A 19,663-nucleotide genomic window follows, 5' to 3' on the forward strand; every position below is an offset into this window, starting at 1 on the left:
TCAGTTTTCTTGCGCGGCATGAACGTCGAGCTTCACGAGATCGAGCAATTCACGATCGCTCATCTCGGTGAGCAGAAGCTCCGCGCCGCCCTCCAGCACATCCTTCACCAATTGCTGCTTCGCTTCGATCAACTGGTCGATACGGTCCTCGATCGTGCCACGGCAGATAAACTTATGCACCAGGACGTTCCTTTGCTGGCCGATACGAAACGCACGATCAGTCGCCTGATTTTCCACGGCCGGGTTCCACCAGCGGTCATAGTGGATCACATGCGAAGCGGCGGTGAGATTCAGACCCGCCCCACCGGCCTTGAGCGACAGCACGAAGAAGGGTATCAGCTCGTCTTCCTGGAATCTCCTGACCAGTTCGCGGCGCCTGGCTACCGGAGTGCCGCCATGGAGCACCAGACCTTCGCGACCAAAGATTGACCCCAGAAATGCCGCCAGCGGCTCAGTGGTCTCGCGGAACTGGGTGAATACCAGCACTTTTTCCTGCTTGGCGGCAATGACTTCGGCCAGTTGGCGCAGGCGGGCGAACTTGCCGCTGTCTTCCGCCTTCCAGGCCGCGTCACCCAACCACTGCGACGGATGGTTGCATATCTGTTTGAAGCGCATGAGGAAGCTCAGCACCACACCTTTGCGACCGATGCCTTCGGCGTCCTCAAGCGCGGCGGCCAGATCCTTCACCGCACGCTGGTAAAGCGCCGCCTGGGTCGGGCTCAGGTGGCACCAGGCCTTGAGCTCGGTCTTGTCCGGAAGGTCGTCGATTACCCGCTTGTCGGTCTTCAGGCGGCGCAGGATGTAGGGCCGTACGAGCGTTCGCAGCGGGCCGAAGTGCTCGGCCTTCGCCAGCCGCCTGGTAAAGTTGGCAAAGACCTTGTCCGAGCCCAGCAAACCGGGGTGGGTAAAATCGAAAATGGACCACAGGTCGGACAGGCGGTTTTCCACGGGGGTGCCAGTCAGCGCGATGCGCGATTGTGCCTGGAGTTGCTTGACCTGCCGCGTTTGCCTGGCGCCCGGATTCTTGATCGCCTGTGCTTCATCAACGATGGCAAGGCGCCATTGGATGGTCCCCAGTACCGGCTGGCGAAGCAGCGAGCCAAAGCTGGTGATGACGAGATCGATGTCCGCAAGCCGCGCGGCGTCCAGCGCACGCAAATCGGCCGCCGGCATGACCGACGGATGGGCGATCAGCAGGCGCAAGCCCGGGGCGAAGCGCTCGGCCTCTGCCGCCCAGTTGGCCAGCAGCGATGCGGGGGCGACCAGCAGGCTGGGCCGCGCCTCGGCGCTTTCGCGCTTCAACACAAGCAGCAGGGAGAGTACCTGCATGGTCTTGCCCAGGCCCATATCGTCCGCCAGGCAAGCCCCCAGTCCGAGCCGGGTGAGCAGGTACAACCACTGCACGCCGGCCTGTTGGTAGGGCCGCAGGTTGGCCTTGAGTTCCGGTCCCGGGCTGATCTGCGCCAACCCCTCCGGCTGACGCAACTCCTGCAGCATGTCGGCCAGCCAGGGCCCTGCAACAAGCTGCGACCAGTCGCGGTCAGCGGGGTCGGCGCCATCGTCGAGCGAAACACCCGCCAGAAGGCGTAGGGCCTCATTAAAGGGCAGGCCGGTTTGCGCCGCCTTTTCCATGGCCTCGAATCGCTTCAGGAGGCGACCGAGCTTTTTCTGGTCCACCTCGACCCAGCGACCACGGATGAGTTGCAAGCCATCGGCGCCTTTGAGCAGATCCCTGACCTCGGCGGCGCTGAGACACTCGCCGTCGAGGGAGACCTCCATGCTGAAATCGAGCAACGCGTCCTTGCCCAGGAGCGAAGGCGGTCGTGCTCCGACGCTGGCTTTCACAACGGGACGAGCAGGGCGGCCGGTCTGCCAGACGCCTGGCGTGCGTACGACAATCCCGGCGGCCTCGAGTTGGGACAGGTCCGAGAGAAAGCGATGGGCGTCGAGCGGCTTCCAGCGCAGGGGATGGTATATCTCGCCGGTATCCAGCATTTCGCGAAGCCAATCGCAATGTTCCGCGGCGCGCTGCACCGGCAGCAGTAACGACAGAAGCTGCGCACGGCTTCTGGCTCCCGAAAATTCCGCCAGGGCTTGCGACAGTGGCTGGTGTTGTGCTTTGCCGTGGGCCGACAGGCGCGAGGTGTAAGTCGCAAGGAAGGCGAACGGTGACTCCGGGTCATTGCGGTTCTCAGCGAGATTGAAATGCACGCGACCGACGAGATTCCAGGCCGGGTGACGCAACTTGAGGAAATCCGGAAGGGAGACTTTTGCGGTCGCCAGTTCCTGGTGCAAGGCGGTATTGATCTCGGCCCACAGCGTGGCCAGCACATCTGGCGTCAGATACTCCCCGCCTGTCATTGGCGGCGCATCGGCAATCGGGGCATCGAAATCCTTGGCCGCAGGCGTGACGACCACAATCTCGCCGCCCTCGGGCGTGGCGCACAAGGCGGTGACATAGCGCGCGGCAAAATCACGCCACCAGGCCCAGGCGGGCGGGAGAATCCGGCCGATTTCTGCGGTCCCAAGATACAGCAGGCCATGCCCCGCGCCGCGCGCGAAAAAACTGCCTAGCCGCGGTTGCATTCCCTCCGGCAATAGTGGCGCGTCGTCCTCTGGAACCGCAAGCAGGTGACCACCGGGTGTCAGGTGTGGCGCGAGAATGTCGGGAGCAGTCACGGGCATACGTTCTCGTTGAGCTGTTGCAGCAAGCGCTTAGGTTGCGCGTTTACCCAGCGAGTAACTTCGGAATCGACCTGCATGCCTCCCGACCCAGCGCAAGCCACGCGAAGCTGTACTTGCAGCCGGACCGGTGAAATTATCGGCTGGACCGAGCGTAGGGGGTTTTGTGGCTCGCTGCAGCGTTGTGCATCTCTTGTGAATGGTCTTTCCATGTGCTGTAGGTCAATCTGATTGTTTCGCCTCAGCGCACAAAGTACGCCTGCGGCTCTGCCGGGGACTCGCCAACGTTTGACCTTTACGACGCTCCCGGAGAATTTCCGACTTCTGCCGGGAACGAAGATTCACGACGAGAGAGTACCGGAGCCTAAGTCATCAGAGATGGGATGGCAATGGCGCCAAGCCGCGCTGACACCGAGGTTGGCAGTTCGGCCAGCGGACGGTCGAGCTTCGGCGTCGATGTGCGATATGAGGTCCAGGTTCGGAGCGACGGCCCGTTCAGCGGCGTGTCAATCCGCGCGGTCGGTTGTTGCCGCCGGACCGACGACGATAATTCCGACATACCTGACCGCCGCAACGATGAGTCCGTCGTCATGACGTCACTTCAGGGCAGTGGGAATGGATATCCTCCTCCGGTGCGGCGACTGAATTAAAACGTGCGCTTGCCGCATTGCCCGCGATCAGTGTTGATACTCAGCCGCGTTTTCGCCGGTCATCGGTGAAATAATGCGTAAATCACCCGCTGGCCTACGTCCCCCATGCAGTCACGGCACGCTGTGCCCAGCTAATGTCATTGGCGGTCTGAATGCTCACTGCCGGCCTGCCTGGTCGCATGAAAGGAAACTGCGGCCACCCGAAGCTCGCCAGGCGCAGTAGCACGAGGCGGCGGGTTCAACTCTTTGCTGTCGGGCGGACCGCCACGGGCGTGGAAAGTTGGTACGCTTTGCTTACGTGGACAGCGCGGCCCCGGTCACGCGGCAGGGCTGCACGAGGAGAGTTCATGACATTCAAGACTCAGTGGTACCGAGAGAAGTTCGCGAAAAAACGCGACAAAGGCTTCTGCGGCTACCCGGTGGCGACAGTCGCCTTCTATGGGCCGGACGACGCCCGCGCGACGAAGGTCTCTGTAGGCATCGTCACCCACGAAGATGCTGACGCCGATCCTGTTGAGCGGTGGTTTTGCGAAACAACCGATGCGAGAATTGATCCAGACGTCATCGAAGCAATCGTTCGATTCATCGAACAGCATGGTGCCAAATCGGTGGCAGCCGTCGATCGCATCATCGGGTGTCCGCATGAGGAAGGGATTGACTATCCGGAAGGCGAAAATTGTCCGCAGTGCCCGTTCTGGGCCAACCGTGATCGTTGGAGCGGTGAAATCATTCAATGATGTTGCAGGTCCAGGCCCTTCCGTCGAGCTGACTCCTGTCTTGCCAGTCTCCTTCCGACAATATTCGTGTATGGAGAAGGTGCGACGGGATAGCGCGCAGATATTCGTCTAGTTGAATCCAGTTCAGGATGTGTATCCGCAACGCAGCACACTTTCGAGACGGGAAATCAGTTGCCCCTGGCAAGGCCAGCCCGTGGCGGACTTTCACGCTACCGTAACCGCGTGCTCCACTCACTTCGACGACACCGGCGTCATGGCAGCGAATAACAAATGCCCAGCGGAGCCGGCCATCGACCAGGACGACACGATCCGCTCGTCGTGCTCGTGGTGTAGGGTACAAGGGCGAATCTGCAGCTGGCAAGGCTGGTTGTCGAAGCATACCGAGGGCGGTGAGATTCACAGCTGACACACGCGGGCAACACCATGGGTCTTTCTTGCCGAAGGTTTCTCATTGCGGGTGACGATACCGTCTGGCGGCTGTCGAGCGCCAGGTTCGACCGGATGCTCCGAGATCCGGCAAGCGACTGTTTGCCCGCCTTTGCGGGGCAACGAGCGCGAATGGCCGACGTGGTTGTCGAACTCGTAGACAGAGAGCCGGTTCGCGTGGTTAGAAACGTGTTTTCCATTCTCACTTTCGATGCCGAAGGCCCGCGCGTTTCCGCTGCGCGAGCACGGCTTGCGGCCAGCGCCGCGCATTCTTCTATTCGGCGTACCGACATCCACAGGGCGTCTTCCAGGTCGGCCTTTTGCATGGCGTCCAGCGAAGCTTCAGAGAAAGCGTGCCCGGTATGGCACCGGTACCGAAGGGGTGCGGCATCGCCTACTTCCCAGATGACTCCCCCACAGTCAGGACAGGTGAGCGTGCTGCGCCGGCCCAGTTCGTCCAGCTCAGCGGGCGAGGCAATTCCAGTGAGAGCGATCTGTGTTTCGATCTCTATGGGCCGCGTGTCGTCGACTCGCATGGGAACTCCTCTGATGGGCCGGTGAAACGAACCGATCAGACGGTCGTGCAGGTTAAGGATCTCGTCGGTCAGCGTCGGGGCTATGTCAAGCAGGATCGCGACCAGCGTCGCGTGACGCCGATCGGTCTCATATTCTTCGAGGTGGTAGACGGCCGTCTGTCCGCCTTCCCGCGCCAGGCGTAGCAGCCGGTTTTGATGCACGAGGTGCCCGATGTCAGGTGGCAGGCCGAGCGATCGGATCGCCTGCAGGCGTTCGATATGGGGTGCCGTCAAGACTCGGACGTTTACGTACGCCAACGGCCAAAACCGTCAGATTTGGCTCTTAGACGTTGATGCAAAGGTGTCAATGAACGGCGAAATCGACTCTATTCTGACGCGCGTTGCACGAGCCCCCGACGTCCGGCTGAGATACGCAGCAGAGTAGTCATTGTAAAGAGCGTTCTAAATGAAGCATCAGCGACGTAGAAGGAACATCGAGTGGGATCGAGGAAGGGAATAGCGCTGTTGCTCAATGACGAGATCAGGTAAGGCAACGGTGTTTAGTCCAGCAGGCGTTCGCCGCTCCGAACGTGACCGCGGCGCTGGCGCTAAAGCATGGAGGAGATGGCCGCGAGCGGCGCACTACGACGACTACGCCACCATACATGCATCGGCATCAGCGGTCGTTTTGGTCCGCATGCCACGAGACGGATCAACTGGTACTTGAGTGGGCCAACTCAATTTGTCGTTGCCTCTGCCTAAGCGACCCCGCTGACTCTCGCGCAAGGCTGGGTCGCTGAACCACCGCCATATACTGATTGGACTTCCTGCGCAGACATCAATGTCTACCTGTCTATCGCGCTTCGGGCACAGCAGTGCCGCTGTCCTCGCGGCGGCGCCCCGATATCGGCTCAGACCCGAAAGTCCGTCGACGCCGACAATGCCTTCCATGTTTCCGTTTCAGCAGTCACATAGTCGTTCTGCACCTTATTTGCGAATCGGAGCCGCCGATGAACGACGTCCGCGCGATCTCCGATATCGATGTTTGCCCGCGCTGCGATGCTCGGCAATCCGCGCGTCACGAACGCGCCAGAGCCAGCTTCTGGCGCGCTCGTGCCCGTGGGCTTGCTTGCTCAAGTGGACAAAATGGTGACGAGAGCGACGGCGGAATCGCCGGCCAGTTGTCCGCCGTTGTTTTCGGCAAGCGCCACCTTCGCTCCAGGGCGTTGCCGCGCGCCTGCCATGCCGCGCAACTGCTGCGTCAGTTCGACGATCTGTGCGACGCCCGTCGCGCCGACGGGATGGCCGCGAGACAGAAGACCGCCGCTAGGATTGATCGAGACGCGGCCACCGATGTCCGTATCGCCCGAGCGAATCAGGCTGGGCGCATCGCCCGGAGCGCACAGGCCGAGGTTTTCATAGTGAATGAGTTCAGCCGGCGCGGATGCATCGTGCAATTCGACCACATGCACATCTGACGGACCAATGCCGGCTTCTTCATACGCGGCGTTCGCCGCGCGGATCGCGACGAGTTCGCCTGAGCCATCCGCCTTCGCCGATACGATAGAACTCGCGCGAATGAACACCGGACGGATGTCGCGCGTTTTCGCATAGTCCTCCGAGCAGATGAACACGGCTGCGCCGCCGTCGCCGATTGACGAGCACATGAAAAGCGTCAGCGGATCGCTGACCATCCGGCTCGCGAGCACTTCTTCAATGCTAGTTTCGTTGCGGAACTGCGCATGAGGGTTAAGCGAACCCGCACGGCGACTCTTGACCACGACACGCGCGAAGTCGCTTGCGTCGGCGCCCGTCTTTTCCATCCATTTGCGGGCCTTCGCGGCATAGAGATCCATGAAGAGCGAGCCGGTGCCCGTTGTCACACCTTCTGGCAGTGGCTCTTCGAGATCAACGGCCTTCGCGAAAGCGCCGAACGAGATCGTCTTGTCCTCGTGCGTGAGTTTCTCGACGCCGACGACGAGTGCCGTTTCGCTCTGCCCGGAAGCAACCGAGAGCCACGCCAGATTCAGCGCCGAACTGCCGGACGCACAGGCGTTTTCGATGTTGTACATCGGTTTGCCGTCGAGCCCTGTATTGCGAAGCGACGACTGCGCACGGATCATTTCCTGTCCAGTCACCACGCCTGCCGCCGCGTTGCCGAAAAACACGCGCTCGACGTCGTTCACGGTGACGCGCGCGTCCTTCAATGCGCGCGACACCGCTTCTTCAGCGAGCGACTTCAGATTGCGATCGAGAAACTTGCCAAAGGGCGTCATGCCGACGCCGCCGATTATCACCTTGCGCATTACTGCCTCCAATGGTCAACAACTGATACCTTGCGATGACGGTTCGCCCGCGCATCGCGCTCAATCGAGAATCTTTCCGCGGGTCTCCGGCATGCGCGCGTAGACGACGAAGCCGATGGCGCATACGACCACCACATAGACCCACAGGTATTGCAAGAGGCCCGAATTGGACATCGCGGTCACGATGTAGGGCAGCGTGCCGCCGAACAGCGCCGCCGACACGGCATAAGGGAGTGCCACGCCCGTAGCGCGTACCTCGACTGGAAACTGCTCGGCCATGACCGATGCGCAGGTGGCAGCGAAGCCCGACGAAAGCAGCATGCCGATCGTAACGATCGTCGTGGCGCCCCAGAAGTCGTTAGTCAGCAAATGAAGCGCCGGCCATGCGAAGAGTGCGGAGCCGCCCGCAAACACGAGCAATACGGGCTTGCGGCCAATGCGATCCGACAACATGCCGATAAGCGGAATCGCGACGAGCGAGACGATGATCGAAATCACGCTTGCGCTGAAGCCGTCATGCAGCGAAAGACCGGTGCGCAGATGGGCCAACGTGGGGAACAGTACTAGCCAGAGATAGTTGCAGAGATTTCCAGCCATCGCGATGCCGATCACGCGCAGGGCTGCACGGCGGTGGTCGCGGACGATCACCATAAACGGGTGGCGCGTGCGTTGATGAACTGCAGTGGTCTTCCTGAACGCGTCGGTTTCCGCGACGGCGAGCCGGACCCACAGCGCGATGAATCCCATCAGTCCGGCGACGGCGAACGCAATTCGCCAGCCCCAGCTCGCCATGCCGGCGGGTTCGATGAGCGACGTCAGGACGGCACCGATCAATGACGCTACGAGCACACCCGCATTGACCGCAAAGTGCTGCCACGAGCCGGCGAAGCCCCGCCGCGACGGCGCGGACGATTCGATCAGGAATGTCGACGCGGAGCCGAATTCGCCGCCCGCCGCGAATCCCTGGATGAGCCGCGCGATAACGAGAATGAGCGGCGCAGCCATGCCGATCGATCCGTAGCCGGGACACACCGCGATCACGAGCGAGCTTCCCGCCATCAACGCGACCGATAACGCGAGGCCGTTCTTGCGGCCGTGCCGGTCGGCAAATCCGCCGAGCAGCGCGCCGCCAATCGGCCGCATCACGAAGCCGACCGCAAATACCGCAAACGCGGAGAGCAGCGAAACGCGGTCGTTGTGTGCCGGAAAGAAGTGTCGCGAGAAAAGCGGTGCGAAGGTCGCGTAAATGAGCCAGTCGGTGAATTCGACGATCGTGCCGAGCGTCGCTGCGACGATGGCCTTTCTCTGCGCACGTGTGAGCGGTGTCGCCGATGCCTGAGCAACGCCCGGAAGGGTGGTATCCATGTTGTCTCCTGTCTCTTTGTGATGAACGCGCCGGCTACGCGACGCGTGCTGAACGTACCTGGCCGGGTGCACTGCAGAGCGCAAACGAACAGCCGGCAGGGAACATGGACGCATCGTAGGTTTCGCAAGCCACGCCGCGCAAACGACTTTTTGTGCGCTCTCGATTGACGGAAAGTCAATCGAAAGCGCGAAAAATGTCGTTTGAGCGAGGGCTGTCAAGCGTCATAGCATCGGACCTACAGCTTTTCTATTTCACGGAGACACGACATGAATGCTTCACCCCACAAACAGGACGCGGAAGTTGCCATCGTCACGGGCGGCGCGAAGGGCATCGGCCTTGGCATTGCGGCCGCGCTGGCCCGCGGCGGCCGGCGCATTGCGCTGTTCGATCTCGACCGCGCGGCGCTCGATCAGGCGGCAGGCACGCTGGCCGCTGCGGGGGCGGACGTCATCGCGTTGCCCGTCGATGTGACGAATGGGCAATCCGTGAACGACGCAGTCCAATCGGTTGTCGAGCGCTTCTCTCGCATCGACGTGCTGGTGAACAACGCCGGTATCGTGCGGGACAAACGCATCACGAAGATGAGCGAAGACGACTGGGATGCCGTCATCGGCGTGAATCTGAAATCGCAGTTTCTGTGCTGCCGTGCCGTGCTTGCGCACATGATTGCCGCCCGCTACGGGCGCATCGTCAACATCTCGTCGCGCGCGTGGCTGGGCGGCGTCGGACAGTCGAACTATTCGGCTGCGAAGGGCGGCGTGGTAAGCCTCACGCGTAGTCTGGCGCTGGAATGGGCGAGTGCCGGCGTCACCGTCAATACGATCGCGCCGGGCATCGTCGATACGCCGCTCTTTCGCACCTTCGATGCGGACTTGCAGGAGCGCCTGAAGAAGTCCGTGCCCGTGCAGCGCATTGGCACGCCGGAAGACATCGCGCAGGCCGTGCTGTTCTTTGCGCAGCGCGAAGCGTCGTACATCACGGGACAGACGCTCTACGTATGCGGCGGTCGTTCGCTGTCGTCGCCGAGCGTCTGAAGGAGCACATCATGACTATTCACTACAGCGTATCGGACCATGTTGCGATGGTCAGCCTGGACCGCCCGGAAGCGCTCAACGCACTCGATGTCGACAGCCTCAAGGCACTACGTGAAGCGCTATGCGCCGCGCGCGACGACGATGACGTGCGCGTGATCGTGCTCACCGGCGCGGGACGCAAATCGTTCTGCGTGGGCGCCGATCTGAAAAATACGTTGCCGCCTTCGACGAATTTCGGTTCGTCGTTCGTCCGTTCGATCGACCGCGCGGCGGCCGAGGGCATCTATATCCGATGGATGGACCTCGGTTCGCTGCGCATCCTCAAGCCGATCATCGGCGCAATCAACGGCTACTGCCTGGGCGGCGGCCTTGAACTTGCCTTGCAGTGCGACTTGCGGATCGCGTCGAACAACGCGGTGTTCGGCTTGCCCGAAGCTGTCGTTGGGAGCATTCCCGCCGTGTGCGGCATTCAGGCTCTGCAAAAGGCCGTACCGTCAGCGATCGCCATGAAGATGTTGCTGACGGGCAGCAAGATCGACGCCGCGTACGCGGAGCGCGTGGGCCTGATATCGGATGTCGTCGAACCCGACGCGGTGATCGACAAGGCGCTCGAACTCGCGGGCACCATCGCGGCGAACAGTCCGCTTGCCGTGCAGATGATCAAGAAGGTGGCCGAGACGAGCAGCAACGTGCCGCTTGCGCAAGCGCTCGAATTCACAGAACTGGCGTGGGGCGCGATGCGTGATTCGGAAGACCGCGTCGAAGGCCGCCGGGCGTTCGCCGAAAAGCGTACGCCCCGGTTCAAGGGGCGCTAGACGATGCACGGCGCGTCAGCCGCGCGCTTCGTCGAGAAGCCAGGTGCGGAACGCCGCGAACTCCGGGTTCGACAGATGCTCGCGCGGATAGACGAGGTAATACGTGAACGCGCCGAGATCGAGCACGAACGAAAACGGCGCCACGAGCGTTCCTTTGCGCAACTGATCGGCGACGAGCACCCGCTGCGCCATCGCGATTCCGTGTCCTTGGGTCGCGGCGAAATAAGCGAGAACTGAGCTTTCGTAGCTTAGTCCGCTTAAGGGATTGACGCCGCGCACGCCCGCGGCGTCGAGCCACTTCGCCCAGTCCTCGCGGCGCGCCAGTGAATGCAGCAGTGGCACATTACGCAGGCTTTCCGGCGATGCGTCGGTGAGGTCCGGATGCGCGCGCAAGAACTCGGGGTTGCACACGGCGACGAGCTCGTTCGGCACGAGCCGGTCCGAACCGATATCGGACGAGGGTGCATGCGAGAGGCGAATCGCCGCATCGACATCTTCAGCATTGAAGTCGACGGGCTGCAGCGATGTCGTGAGGCTGACTTCGATATCCGGATGGTCGCCATGAAACGTCGAAAGACGCGGCAACAACCAGTTCATCGCGAACGTCGTGTAGCCACGAATCTTCAGCGTGCGGCGGCGTCGCGCCTCGGTGAGGTTGACGGTCGCCCTGCGCATCGTCTCGAAGCCGCGCACGACGTCGGTCAGATACCGTTCGCCCATCGGCGTCAGTGAGATCGCGCGATGTCCGCGCTGGAACAGCTGCACGCCGAGCTGGTCTTCCAGCAGCTTGATCTGCCGGCTCACGGCCGCAGGCGTGACGTTCAGCTCGTTGGCCGCGAGTTGCACGCTGAGCAGGCGCCCGCATACCTCGAAGGCTCGCAGCGCATTGAGTGACGGAAGAGTTCGCATTCGAAAATGTTAGCACGTGCATCGCGTCGCGCATGGCGGAGAAGCTGATAGAACGAGGGCATCCGACTCGCTTGAGCAAAAGTCAATTGAGTGCGCAGGAAATGTCGTTTGTCCGCGCCCGCTTTGAGCCGTATTGTTAATTCGAAGACATCTGAAAAAAGGAGACGACCATGCTGGACGGTGTGCGAATTCTGGCCTGGGGCACGCGCAACGCTGTGAGGCTCGGAGCAACGCTCCTCGAACGCGCCGGCGCGCAGATCTCTTTTGCCGACGCCGCATTGCCCGATGATCTTGCGCATGACGTGATCATCGTTTCGTCGGACGTATGCACGGATAAGCAGAAGAGCGTCATTGCGGAGTTGAAGGCCACTGGCAAGCACATCGTGTGCGATATCACCGCGATGGGGTCGCAGGGCTCGCGCGCGGGCACGGCCTTGTCCGATGCACAGATTCAGGCGATCAGCGGCCTCACGGATACGACGGGCTTCGCGCAGGGCGAGCCGGTAAAGATCGGCGTACCGTTCGCGGAGATATCGGCGGCCCTGTATGCAGCCGCCGCAATTGCCGCGGCGCTGCGGGTCAAGCGTTTGCGTGGCATCGTCCAGAACGTCGACGTCACACTGTTCGGCTGCGCGGCGAGCGCGCTCACAACTTTTCTGCCAGCGGCTTTTTCACGCGGTACGGTCGGTCGCGTCGGCAACCGGCATCCCGCGTGCGCACCGTGGAACGCCTACAGAACGCGCGATGGGTGGATACTCATCTGTACCAGTACCGAAGGGCAATGGCGAAAGATCCGGAGCATGACTGGCGTTCCGCAACCGGACGCGCCTCGCTTCGACATATTGCGCGAGCGCGTGAGCAACGTCGATGAACTCGATGCGCTGATCGAAACCTGGACGACCACGCTGACCACCGATGAATGCTTGGCCCTGTGCGAGCGCGTCGGCGTGGCGGCCGGGCCCATCGTGACGGTCGAGGGGCTCTGCGCCGAGCCGAATTTCCGCCTGCGCCACGCGGATGCAGCAAGACGGATCGACGCCGAGGGCATCGACGGCGAGACATACCGGCAGGTCTCCGTGTTCCGCATGTCACGGCTCGCAGATGGCGCGTACGCTGCATTGCGGGCAGCCGGCGATAGCCACGTCGCCGCGCCCAATGCAGGCCCGTTGGCGGGAATCAAAGTCGTCGAGATTGGCCAGTACACGACAGCGCCGCTCGTGGGCAAGCACCTGGCCGCGCTCGGCGCGGAAGTCGTCAAGATCGAGCCGCCCAATGGCGAGGTCGCACGATCGTGGACACCCGGGCAGGGCGGCACGAGCTATTTTTTCGCGCTCAACAATACAGACAAACAGACCATCTCGCTCGATCTCAAGCAGGAAGCCGGCCGCGCGTATCTGAGCACGCTGCTCGCCGACGCGGATGTGCTCATTGAAAACCTGCGGCCCGGCGTGCTCACACAGCTCGGCTTCGGACGTGAGGCGCTCGGCAAGATCAATCCGCGTCTGCTCTATTGCTCGATCTCCGGCTTCGGCATCGAGTCTGCATATCCCACGCGGCCCGCATTCGATACAGTCATTCAGGCCATGGGCGGTCTCATGGATCTGACGCGCAGCAACGGCGAGCCGGTCAAGCTGGGCGCGTCGGGTGCGGACATTCTCGGCGGACAGGCGGCGCTGCTGGCGATCGTCGCCCATCTCGCCGGGCACTCGCAACAGGCGGGAACGTTCGCCGAAATATCGATGCAGGATGTGGCCGCGTGGTGCGCGCTGTTTGCATTGGGCAATCCCGAGCCTGATGGACTCGCCGTCTCATGCGTCGACGGCCATGTGTGGCTCGAAAGCGATGAGCGCCTCGCCGGAGCTGCACTCGCGGTCCGCGCGCAGCGGGCGCGATGCGGCTCGTTGACGCGAACGTCCGCCGTCGCCGCACTTGCGGAGATGGACCTACGCGCGGTGCCGATTGTTCGTGTGCACGAGCTGATCGAAGACGGCGATTTTCTTGCGGATGTGTTGAGCGTCGCGCGCGACGCGAAGGGGACTTTTTGGCCAGTCCTGAAGGTGCCGTACCGGTTTTCAAGTACGCCTGCCCGTATTCGTACCGTACCGGGCGCGCCAAGGTCAGCGATGGTTTCGACCGGGTGCGTCAGCCCGTCGCAAATTGGCCAGCACACGAATCGCCGGCCTGGTTGACGAGCATGATTGATTGAAACGGCCGGCCGGTGACGCTCAAAAAGAACCGTGCGCTGGTCGCGCGAACCCCGCGATGTTCAATGTGGCGATACCGCATTTCATCGACGGTAAGCGAGAATCGAGCGGTCACCGCACAAAGAAACTAGGCACGTCCGCTCGCCGCGCGACCCCGCGGCAGTTGGCGACCAGCGCCAAGCTCGGACGGGTCGAGAAAGAAGTTCCTGTTGTCGGCCATGCGCTCGATCATGAAGTCGATGAAGGTCTTCATGCGCTGCGGCTGCTCGGTTCGATGTCCGTAGTAGATATAGATCGTGCCGTACTCGCTGACGTGCTGCGTCAGCAACGGGATGAGCCGGCCGCTTCTGATGTGAACCGTGGCGTTGAAACTGCCCAACTGCCCGATACCGAGGCCCGATAACACCGCCTGCGTTTCCATGTCCGTGTCGTTGACGCAGATGACGGGCGGCACGTCGCGATAGATGATCTCTTCGCCGATCCGGAACTGCCATTGTGCAAGCTTGCCCGTGTTTGCGCGCCGATACCCGGTGCAGCGGTGCTGAGCCAGTTCCTCAATGGTCCGCGGCGCGCCGTTGCGCTCGATGTATTCCGGCGACGCGCAGACGATCAACTGAATCGGCACAAGCCGGCGGGCAATCGAGCCTCCGGACGGCGTCGGACCACCACGGAACCCTACATCCGAGCGCTCCGTCACGAGATCGGTGAAGTGATCGTCGAACTGCACTTCAAGCTGCACGTTCGGGTAAAGCTGCTGGAACTCTTCAAAGTACGGCCACAGGACCGGAAGTCCGAGCGCCCGCGGCGCGCTCACGTGCAGCACGCCGCTCACCTCTCCCTTCGAGCGCCTCGCCTCCTCGAGCGCGGACGAAAGAATAGAGAGCGCCGGCTTCACACTGTTGAGAAGCCGCTGGCCTTCCTCGGTCAGGCTCAGCTTGCGGGTGGTCCGGTGAAAGAGCCGTACGCCCAATTCTTTTTCCAGTTGCATCACCGCATGACTCGCGGCCTGCGGCGAGATGCCTTGGTCGACCGCCGCGCGCCGCAGGCTTCCGAGCGTCGCGGCGCGCACGAAGGTGGTGATCGCACGAATTTCGTTCATTGCCCGCGCCTCCGATTCGCAAATAAAATTTGATTATCAGTCTATCAATTGACGTCTAGTCTGCGTCAGTCGTCCCTCCTACCATGGCATCACTTTCACAAACACACGAAGGAGAACATCATGGCTGACATCCAGCACGGCGGTTTCAAACGCGTATGGTTTATCACCGGTGCGTCGCGTGGCATTGGTGCGCTGATCGCCGAAGCCGCGCTCGCGGACGGCAACGCGGTCGTGGCAGCGGGGCGCAACGTAGGAGCGATTGTCGAGCGCCTCGGCATTTCGCCCGGTCTGCTGCCGATTGCGCTGGACGTGACCGACGAGGCACAGGCAAAGGCGGCGGTGCGGGCAGCCGAGGAAAAATTTGGCCGCATCGACGTGTTGATCAACAACGCTGGCTTTGGCTTGATGGGCGCGGTAGAAGAATCCGCCGACAAGGACGTGCGCCACATGTACGACACGAACGTGTTCGGCCTGCTGAACGTCACGCGGGCCGTGCTGCCGACGATGCGCGCGAACCGCTCGGGCCACGTGATTAATATCTCATCGATTGGCGGCTATCGCGGCGCAGCAGGATTTGGCGTGTACTCATCGACGAAGTTCGCCGTCGAAGGCATCACCGAAGCGATGCATGACGAGTTAAAGCCGCTCGGCATTCACGCGACGGTCGTCGAGCCTGGCTACTTCCGTACCGACTTTCTGGACGGGTCGTCGCTCGTCGTTGCGCCCGACGTGATCGACGACTATGACGCGACCTCGGGCGCGGTCCGCCGCATCGCCGCGCAACTGAATCACAAGCAGCCTGGCGACCCGACGAAGCTGGCGGCCGCGATGGTCGCGCTGGTCGGCGCGCCGAACCCGCCGTTGCGGCTTCCGCTTGGCACCGACACACTGGCCGCCATCGCAGCGAAAAACGATCACGTGACGCGGGAAACGGAAGCATGGAAGGATCTGTCGGCATCGACGGATTTCCCTGCCTGAGCGGAGGAAAGCGGTGACTAGCACCGCGAACCGGCGCGCTCACGCAAGCGGGTTCACGGTGCGTTGCGTCTGCTGAAAATCAGCCAATCGCAAAAAAAATTGTTCGAGTTCTGGCGATAGCGCAGTTCGTCGAAAAAAGCAGGTCACTTCGTTCGCTCGCGTGGCACGAGGACTGGACTAGGTGGCTACTCCTTAATGATGCTCAACGGCCGCTTCATTGGCCGAGCACGCGCTCACGGACGTGTCGGCGAGAATGGCCGTTGCACCTTGAAAGCCGTCGTTGACTATACGGCGCTCAAAGGGCCGCAAGGGGTCGCGTGCTGCCGACCGCAGCCCTGCGAAGCTCGGGGTGTGTTTGCCGCGTACATGAGGCAGCAACCGGCCATGTTCCGCCGGTCGCCCGCTCACTCGGCCAGACATTCAGAAGTCGCTTTCAATGCTGAAAGCTGCCGCTCGCTTTGCTCCGTGACCCGGAAGAGGCTTGCCGTTGACCCTCCGACTATGGGTTGTGTGCGCTTCCGTCGACAACAGTTAGTCTAGGCGGCTTGGCGAGTATTCACATCGCTGCTGCAGCGAGCGTCTTCGATGACCTGCATGAGTGCCTCGCAGGAGAACGGCTTCAGCAGACAGGCATCGAAGAGCCGGGCAATGTCTCCCTGACTGTCAACGTCTCCCGTCATCGACACAAGAAAAGCCACGGACCGAATCGGCGTTTCCCTCAGCGACCGTGCGACAGCACTGCCTTTGATGTCGGGCAGGTTCTCGTCAAGGAAAGTGATTTCAAAAGCGCCGGAATGAAGGAGCGTGAGCGCAGTTTCGCCATCGTAGGCCACAGCAGCATGGTGGCCATAGCAGTCCAGCAGGAAAGCGAGACTGTCCGCGACAGACTCATTGTCGTCAACGACGAGCACGTTCATCCAATATTTCCTATTACAAAAAGTTCGCGGCGCTGCCAAGAAATTCTTCTTATGTAATATGCATTATTAAATGATAAATGGCGTTGCCCGTAGTTGACGATGACTCACCCTGTCATCACCCGATCCGTGCCGCTGTGCATAGCGCCGTCGAAGAGGGTTTCAAGGGGATTCAGAGATTCGGAAGCGGGAGTACTCACGCCTCTTTCCCATTTGCTACGTGTCACCAGATCAAACCAGCCCTAGCCTGCGTCGATTCGATCGCGAGGATCCGCGAGCCCGCCCGGAATGACTTTGTGAACTATAGGCTTCTCTATCAAGTTTGATTGCATCATTGCAAAGTTGACAAATCAATTATATAGGATATTGAAAGCAATCTGTAATGCGTCAAGGCGTCGCCAATGCCCGTTTAATTAGCGCAGTCCAGACGGGTCAGCCAACCATGACGAGTAGAGTGAGGCGCTTCCGAAAAGGTTGCCGATGCGCCCGCAATCTTGGGGGATATGCAGCGGGCTGTTGAACTCCGGAAGCAGCCATTGATGTCCCGACAACCTGAGCGGCCGATGTGGGTCGATCACGGCCCGTCGCGTCAGATACGCAGCTTGAACGGGCCAATGCAAGCTGAGTCCTTCGTGGCGCAATGCCGCCATCAGATTGTGTCCAAATATTTTGTCGCAAGATTTCTGTCTCAGTCGCCGCGAAGTAGGTTTGTGGCTAACTGTATTTCTCGGGAACATAGTCGCGACCTTCGCTAGGCATTTGATTTACATGGGTGTGTCGTGTCAAAGTCTATTGTCGCTTCACACCGAGCCTCTGGAATCCGGGTCGCGAGGTGGCTACATCGTCGACCTGGACTTCGAGTAGGAAAAGCCGCGAACGCGGCGCAACGATACAAAAGGACGAAGAATGATTATCAGGATTGAAGTTTCGGACGCGGACCTTCAAGCGATGGAATGTGACTCGCTCGATGAATTCGAGGAACAGATTCGCAACCAACTCGATAACGGCGTTGTGACAAGCGACGGCGGCGCTGGAGCCGACTGGATGGCTGAGTACGATCTTGAAGTTATCAAGGTCGATTGAGTCGGGTAGGAAACCAAATGATGAGAACGCGGGGCGCCGTAGGAATGGACTCATTCGCCGGGATGGCATAGGGGCAGGGGAGGCTCACCCATTGGAGCGCCGCCATGCGCTTAGGTGACGGATAACGGCTTGCGTGTCCCCTTTCTGCTCGTGCAACTCGGTGAGGTGGCGCAACGCTTTCTCGTTTCCCGGGTTGATGTCCAGGCAGCGGGCGTATGCCTGCTTCCTCGTACCGCATGAGCCTCTCAGAAGCAAAGCATGCTCGAAGGCTGCTTGGTCGTTTTTCTCGTTGATTTCGACGCAGCGCAGATAGCTGGCGGCCGCATCTTCGAGCCGGCCCATTTCTTCAAGTGTATTAGCCTGGACCGGACCTGACAGGTAGTCGGCGAGCGAATACCAGTCTTCCGCCTGCTTTCTCCGTGCGCTCTGGCTGGCTGTCCAGAAAGGTCACGTCGCCTTTTACGTCCGCAACCTCGAAGTCCAGCAGGAGTTGTCCCGATACAGCATCCCACTGTGCCGCACCCGCGGTGACGGCCACCGCGTCACCGACTTGCGGCTTGACCCCATCCGCATGATCGACTGCGGTGGGGGAATCCCACCAGTTCCATTTCCAGGTCCGACTGCTGGGCGACCGGGTCGCTCTGGATGCCTTTGAGCTCCGGGGCGATCTTCCCGCCGGCTACCGGTTCCAGTTGATCGGCGAGTGCGACGATGATGTGCTCATACTGCTCGGGCGCCTCGTCGAAAAGATACGCCGTGCGTTATCGGTCCTGCACATTGATTTTCGCGAGCGCCAAATCATCGACAGCACGGTACGCGGCCGCATCGAATGGGACGAGTCGCAGGAAGGGCGCTTGCCACTCGTGGTGGTCGACGGCAAGGAGGTCTCGTGGAACGATCTGGGGCGAATGCTGATGAGCATGGAAGGATGGCAGTTTCGGCTTGACATCGCCGACCCGAGCGAAGAGCTTTGAGTCGCGGCACCGGCGCTGCAGAACTGCTGCCGCGCCATGGCTTACAGGCGTCCGCACGGTCGTTGCTCCAGCGCGGCCTCATCAATCGCGCGCGCCAGGGCGGGCGACGGAGTCCACCGCCCCCCTTGCGCGATGAATCGAGCTGTCGCGTCGACGACAGGTTGGTTGTTCTCCTCCGCGGATGAAGCAATGACGGGGGCAACAACTGATTCCACGAGTGCAAATTGCTGCTCTTCGAAGCGGCTTGGGTCGAGTCGACCTTCAGCGTCGAAAGCAAGTACCGAATACGTGGTTCTCATGACGCGCATCGGTTCGCTGGCCACCAGTTCAACGACCACGCTGGCCATTCGCGCCCGTTGTCGTGCAAAAGTGGGCAAACTGTGACTTGCCGGATCTCGAAGCATCCGGTCGAACTTGCTCGTTGAGAGCCGCCAGAGGGTATCGTCGGGGGCGACGAGAAACGTGCGAGAAGAAAATCCCATAGTGGTGCCCCTTGCTTCACATCAACGCTGAGACGTCATGCTCGGCACAAGATCGCCAACGTGGCGGCACCCGTGCAGAGCCGGTTCCAGCAATCGACGATACGCAGCGGACGCTGAGTTGGCAAGAGGACACGTCGTTGGATCGCAGATCGTTCGCCCACGGGGCAGCAACCGGCCGCCAGTTGACCTTCGACACAGTTCCCCGAATCGTCGACCATCGCCCATCGACACATCCGCGCCATGAGGACTTGCCGACAATGCTGGTTTGGGCTATTTCGCCGAACTGCGACCGATAAATCCGTTTCCCGGTTCGGAGGTGCGCGGGTACATGGCACATGTCGATAGTCCCGACATGGACCACGTGCTACAGGTGTCGGCTGTTTACTAAGGGCTCGGTGCGGTCCATTTGGACGCAAGTCGGTGGTCCGGATCACCGTTTGACGTTCACCACCTGCGTGCCTGGAATGCGTTAATCCCAAACATGCCAGG

The 19,663-nt window shown here is 61.2% G+C and carries 15 protein-coding genes and 1 pseudogene; 7 read left to right on the forward strand and 9 right to left on the reverse strand.

The features are described 5' to 3' along the window. The gene (locus OKW43_RS38160) at positions 1–2,685 is read right to left on the reverse strand and encodes a DEAD/DEAH box helicase (protein ID WP_429453741.1); all 2,685 of its coding nucleotides are present in this window, start codon (positions 2,683–2,685) and stop codon (positions 1–3) included. A gap of 994 nt (positions 2,686–3,679) precedes the next feature. On the opposite strand from OKW43_RS38160, the gene OKW43_RS38165 reads away from it, so the two are divergent. Continuing rightward, the gene (locus OKW43_RS38165; protein ID WP_018421946.1) at positions 3,680–4,069 is read left to right on the forward strand and encodes a hypothetical protein; all 390 of its coding nucleotides are present in this window, start codon (positions 3,680–3,682) and stop codon (positions 4,067–4,069) included. A gap of 986 nt (positions 4,070–5,055) precedes the next feature. Here OKW43_RS38165 and OKW43_RS38170 read toward each other — a convergent pair. From OKW43_RS38170 to OKW43_RS38180, 3 genes and pseudogenes are all read right to left on the reverse strand, one after another. Further along, positions 5,056–5,292, reverse strand: a pseudogene (locus OKW43_RS38170) (hypothetical protein); the annotation flags it as partial. Positions 5,293–6,143: 851 nt separating this feature from the next. Next, positions 6,144–7,316, reverse strand: a complete 1,173-nt coding sequence (locus OKW43_RS38175) for a thiolase family protein (RefSeq protein ID WP_429453743.1) — start codon at positions 7,314–7,316, stop codon at positions 6,144–6,146. A gap of 60 nt (positions 7,317–7,376) precedes the next feature. Beyond that, a complete protein-coding gene (locus OKW43_RS38180; RefSeq protein WP_429453745.1) occupies positions 7,377–8,681 on the reverse strand; it encodes an MFS transporter in 1,305 nt (434 codons plus the stop codon). A 267-nt stretch (positions 8,682–8,948) separates the two neighbouring features. Between OKW43_RS38180 and OKW43_RS38185 the strand changes: the two genes are divergently transcribed. Beyond that, positions 8,949–9,716, forward strand: coding sequence for an SDR family oxidoreductase (locus OKW43_RS38185; protein ID WP_429453747.1), 768 nt, complete (start codon positions 8,949–8,951; stop codon positions 9,714–9,716). 11 nt (positions 9,717–9,727) lie between these two features. Next, entirely contained in the window at positions 9,728–10,531 is an 804-nt protein-coding gene (locus OKW43_RS38190; RefSeq protein WP_429453749.1) for an enoyl-CoA hydratase/isomerase family protein, read from the forward strand. A 15-nt stretch (positions 10,532–10,546) separates the two neighbouring features. On the opposite strand, the gene OKW43_RS38195 is transcribed toward OKW43_RS38190, so the two are convergent. Continuing rightward, on the reverse strand, positions 10,547–11,440 hold the full coding sequence (locus OKW43_RS38195; protein WP_429453751.1) for a LysR substrate-binding domain-containing protein: 894 nt from the start codon (positions 11,438–11,440) through the stop codon (positions 10,547–10,549). Between the two features lie 170 nt (positions 11,441–11,610). Here OKW43_RS38195 and OKW43_RS38200 point away from each other — a divergent pair, with 170 nt between their 5' ends. After that, positions 11,611–13,629 (forward strand): CoA transferase, encoded by a 2,019-nt coding sequence (locus tag OKW43_RS38200; protein WP_429453753.1) that lies wholly within the window; start codon positions 11,611–11,613, stop codon positions 13,627–13,629. 142 nt (positions 13,630–13,771) lie between these two features. On the opposite strand, the gene OKW43_RS38205 is transcribed toward OKW43_RS38200, so the two are convergent. After that, complete coding sequence (locus tag OKW43_RS38205) at positions 13,772–14,743, reverse strand: LysR family transcriptional regulator (protein ID WP_429453755.1); 972 nt, start codon at positions 14,741–14,743, stop codon at positions 13,772–13,774. A gap of 120 nt (positions 14,744–14,863) precedes the next feature. On the opposite strand from OKW43_RS38205, the gene OKW43_RS38210 reads away from it, so the two are divergent. Further along, positions 14,864–15,721, forward strand: a complete 858-nt coding sequence (locus tag OKW43_RS38210) for an oxidoreductase (protein ID WP_429453757.1) — start codon at positions 14,864–14,866, stop codon at positions 15,719–15,721. 536 nt (positions 15,722–16,257) lie between these two features. Here OKW43_RS38210 and OKW43_RS38215 read toward each other — a convergent pair. Beyond that, the gene (locus tag OKW43_RS38215; RefSeq protein WP_429453759.1) at positions 16,258–16,638 is read right to left on the reverse strand and encodes a response regulator; all 381 of its coding nucleotides are present in this window, start codon (positions 16,636–16,638) and stop codon (positions 16,258–16,260) included. Positions 16,639–17,541: 903 nt separating this feature from the next. On the opposite strand from OKW43_RS38215, the gene OKW43_RS38220 reads away from it, so the two are divergent. Then, the gene (locus OKW43_RS38220; RefSeq protein WP_429453761.1) at positions 17,542–17,718 is read left to right on the forward strand and encodes a hypothetical protein; all 177 of its coding nucleotides are present in this window, start codon (positions 17,542–17,544) and stop codon (positions 17,716–17,718) included. Positions 17,719–17,802: 84 nt separating this feature from the next. Here OKW43_RS38220 and OKW43_RS38225 read toward each other — a convergent pair whose 3' ends face one another. Further along, positions 17,803–18,096, reverse strand: a complete 294-nt coding sequence (locus OKW43_RS38225) for a hypothetical protein (protein WP_429454752.1) — start codon at positions 18,094–18,096, stop codon at positions 17,803–17,805. A 206-nt stretch (positions 18,097–18,302) separates the two neighbouring features. On the opposite strand from OKW43_RS38225, the gene OKW43_RS38230 reads away from it, so the two are divergent. Continuing rightward, the gene (locus OKW43_RS38230) at positions 18,303–18,692 is read left to right on the forward strand and encodes a DUF7713 domain-containing protein (RefSeq protein WP_429453763.1); all 390 of its coding nucleotides are present in this window, start codon (positions 18,303–18,305) and stop codon (positions 18,690–18,692) included. Positions 18,693–18,733: 41 nt separating this feature from the next. Here the strand turns inward: OKW43_RS38230 and OKW43_RS38235 are convergent, their stop codons facing one another. Further along, the gene (locus tag OKW43_RS38235) at positions 18,734–19,174 is read right to left on the reverse strand and encodes a hypothetical protein (protein WP_429453765.1); all 441 of its coding nucleotides are present in this window, start codon (positions 19,172–19,174) and stop codon (positions 18,734–18,736) included. Positions 19,175–19,663: the final 489 nt, after the last annotated feature.

The sequence above is a fragment of the Paraburkholderia sp. WC7.3g genome, from assembly GCF_050436345.1.
Lineage (GTDB): Bacteria > Pseudomonadota > Gammaproteobacteria > Burkholderiales > Burkholderiaceae > Paraburkholderia > Paraburkholderia podalyriae.

Bases quoted from the DNA above. Each gene is read 5' to 3' on its own strand.
- OKW43_RS38160 (WP_429453741.1), bottom strand. From the start codon at position 2,685: ATGCCCGTGACTGCTCCCGACATTCTCGCGCCACACCTGACACCCGGT.
- OKW43_RS38165 (WP_018421946.1), top strand. From the start codon at position 3,680: ATGACATTCAAGACTCAGTGGTACCGAGAGAAGTTCGCGAAAAAACGC.
- OKW43_RS38175 (WP_429453743.1), bottom strand. From the start codon at position 7,316: ATGCGCAAGGTGATAATCGGCGGCGTCGGCATGACGCCCTTTGGCAAG.
- OKW43_RS38180 (WP_429453745.1), bottom strand. From the start codon at position 8,681: ATGGATACCACCCTTCCGGGCGTTGCTCAGGCATCGGCGACACCGCTC.
- OKW43_RS38185 (WP_429453747.1), top strand. From the start codon at position 8,949: ATGAATGCTTCACCCCACAAACAGGACGCGGAAGTTGCCATCGTCACG.
- OKW43_RS38190 (WP_429453749.1), top strand. From the start codon at position 9,728: ATGACTATTCACTACAGCGTATCGGACCATGTTGCGATGGTCAGCCTG.
- OKW43_RS38195 (WP_429453751.1), bottom strand. From the start codon at position 11,440: ATGCGAACTCTTCCGTCACTCAATGCGCTGCGAGCCTTCGAGGTATGC.
- OKW43_RS38200 (WP_429453753.1), top strand. From the start codon at position 11,611: ATGCTGGACGGTGTGCGAATTCTGGCCTGGGGCACGCGCAACGCTGTG.
- OKW43_RS38205 (WP_429453755.1), bottom strand. From the start codon at position 14,743: ATGAACGAAATTCGTGCGATCACCACCTTCGTGCGCGCCGCGACGCTC.
- OKW43_RS38210 (WP_429453757.1), top strand. From the start codon at position 14,864: ATGGCTGACATCCAGCACGGCGGTTTCAAACGCGTATGGTTTATCACC.
- OKW43_RS38215 (WP_429453759.1), bottom strand. From the start codon at position 16,638: ATGAACGTGCTCGTCGTTGACGACAATGAGTCTGTCGCGGACAGTCTC.
- OKW43_RS38220 (WP_429453761.1), top strand. From the start codon at position 17,542: ATGATTATCAGGATTGAAGTTTCGGACGCGGACCTTCAAGCGATGGAA.
- OKW43_RS38235 (WP_429453765.1), bottom strand. From the start codon at position 19,174: ATGGGATTTTCTTCTCGCACGTTTCTCGTCGCCCCCGACGATACCCTC.